General features: G+C 70.0%; 1 protein-coding gene and 1 pseudogene. Both read left to right on the forward strand.

Annotation, left to right across the window (positions count from 1 at the left end; translation table 11 throughout):
* Nucleotides 1-1,348, forward strand: a 1,348-nt coding sequence (locus tag ACFU8Q_RS41350; protein ID WP_384465329.1) for a hypothetical protein, incomplete at its 5' end; no start/stop codon positions are given.
* A 152-nt stretch (nt 1,349-1,500) separates the two neighbouring features.
* Nucleotides 1,501-1,682: pseudogene (locus ACFU8Q_RS41355) on the forward strand (transposase); the annotation flags it as partial.

The raw sequence follows: 1,682 nt of genomic DNA on the forward strand, positions 1-1,682 counted from the left end.
GGGAGGCAACTCGCGGCGCTCCACTCCCGACGGGACCACCACTGTGCACATCCTCCGCACCACCCGCAGCCAGGCCGCCTGTCTCCTGCTGATAGGCCTGGCTGCCGCGCTGGCGCTGCTCGGCGCCGCAGGCACGGCCGAGGCACACCCCTTCGGCACACCGCCGGTCGCCAAGGTCAAGGCCGAAGGCCGTACCGTCGAGATTGCCTGGTTTGCCCAGCCGGACGACCTGGACGTCCTGCACCAGGCAGCCAAGGGAGACGAGGCGGCCTACCTCGGCTCCCACATCACGGTGCACCAGGACGGGCGTGAGTGCCGGCTGGGCACAGTGGAAACCAAGCAGCTCGCGAGCAAGGGCGCCGTGGTGCCCTACAGCTGCCCCGAACCGGTGAACGAGGTCGCCCTCACCATCACCGCGCTGACCGACGTCAACCCCGCCTATCGCACAATCTCGGTAACGGAGAAGGGCGGTGGCGGCCTGCACACGGCGAGCGACCCCACCCATACCCTCGCCCTCGGCGCCGCCGACACCTCCGCCGCCACCGCGTCCACGGCGCCGGCGACCATATGGACCACAGACATTGCGGCACTCCTGGACCACGGGGTCGTCCTGCCACTGGCCCTTCTCATCTCGGCGGCGGTGGGCGCCTTCCACGCCTGCGCCCCCGGTCACGGCAAGACACTCGCTGCCGGGTACCTCGTCGGCGGCCAGGGCAGGGCGCGGGACGCGGTGTGGCTCGGCGCCATCGTGGCGGTCATGCACACGGCATCGGTCACCATTCTCGCCCTGGGCTGGTGGCTCGCCGCCAAGCAGGCACCGGACGTCGCAGCGGTGACGAACTGGCTGCAGTTGATCGCAGCCCTGGTCGTGGTTGCCGTGGGGATCAACCTGCTCCGGCGCCACCTGGTCAACCGGAAGCACGGCCACAGCCATAGTCACCACCATGGTCACCACCACGGGCATGACCACGATCACCACCACGGCCACAGCCACCACATCCCCACGTCCACGTCTCTGCTCACCTGGCGCGGCATCCTGCTGCTCGGCACATCCGGCGGCCTGCTCCCCTCCCCGTCGGCGTTCCTCGTCCTCCTCAGCGGACTGCTGACCGGCCGGGTCGGCCCGGCCATCGCGATGGTGACGGCGTTCGGTGCCGGCATGGCGCTGACCCTGACCGGCGTCGGCCTTGCGGTACTACGCGGTCGCGACGCGTTCCTCGCCCGAGCGACGACCTCACCCGCGCTGCGCACCTGGAGCACCCGCGTCCCGGTCGTCGCCGCCTGGGCCGTCGTCATCGGCGGCACCGTGGCATCAGCCGTTGCTGCCAGCCGCGTCCTCGCATCATGATCCGAGCCAAGGGACGGCGGCGAGCGTCCACGCGCCCGTCTTCGGTGTCGGCCACCACGCGGAATCGCGCAGGTCGATCGTGTCGGTGAGGATGCCCCGCTTCCTGCCGACGATCTAATGGGCCTTCAGCAGCTCCAGCTGCCGCCCATTAGGTCGTCGGCAGGAAGAGAAGCATCGTGACGGACACACTCGGCCTGCTTCTGGCGGTCCTGGTCACGGCCGCGAGCGTCCAGGACTCTGTCGCCGGCACCAGCCTGATCGACACGGTGGCTGCCGAGCACACCACGATCCGAAAGGTCTGGGTCGACGGCGGCTACCGCCAGCACCTCGTCGA

The organism is Streptomyces sp. NPDC057543, from assembly GCF_042801895.1.
In the GTDB taxonomy this organism is placed as follows: Bacteria; Actinomycetota; Actinomycetes; order Streptomycetales; family Streptomycetaceae; genus Streptomyces.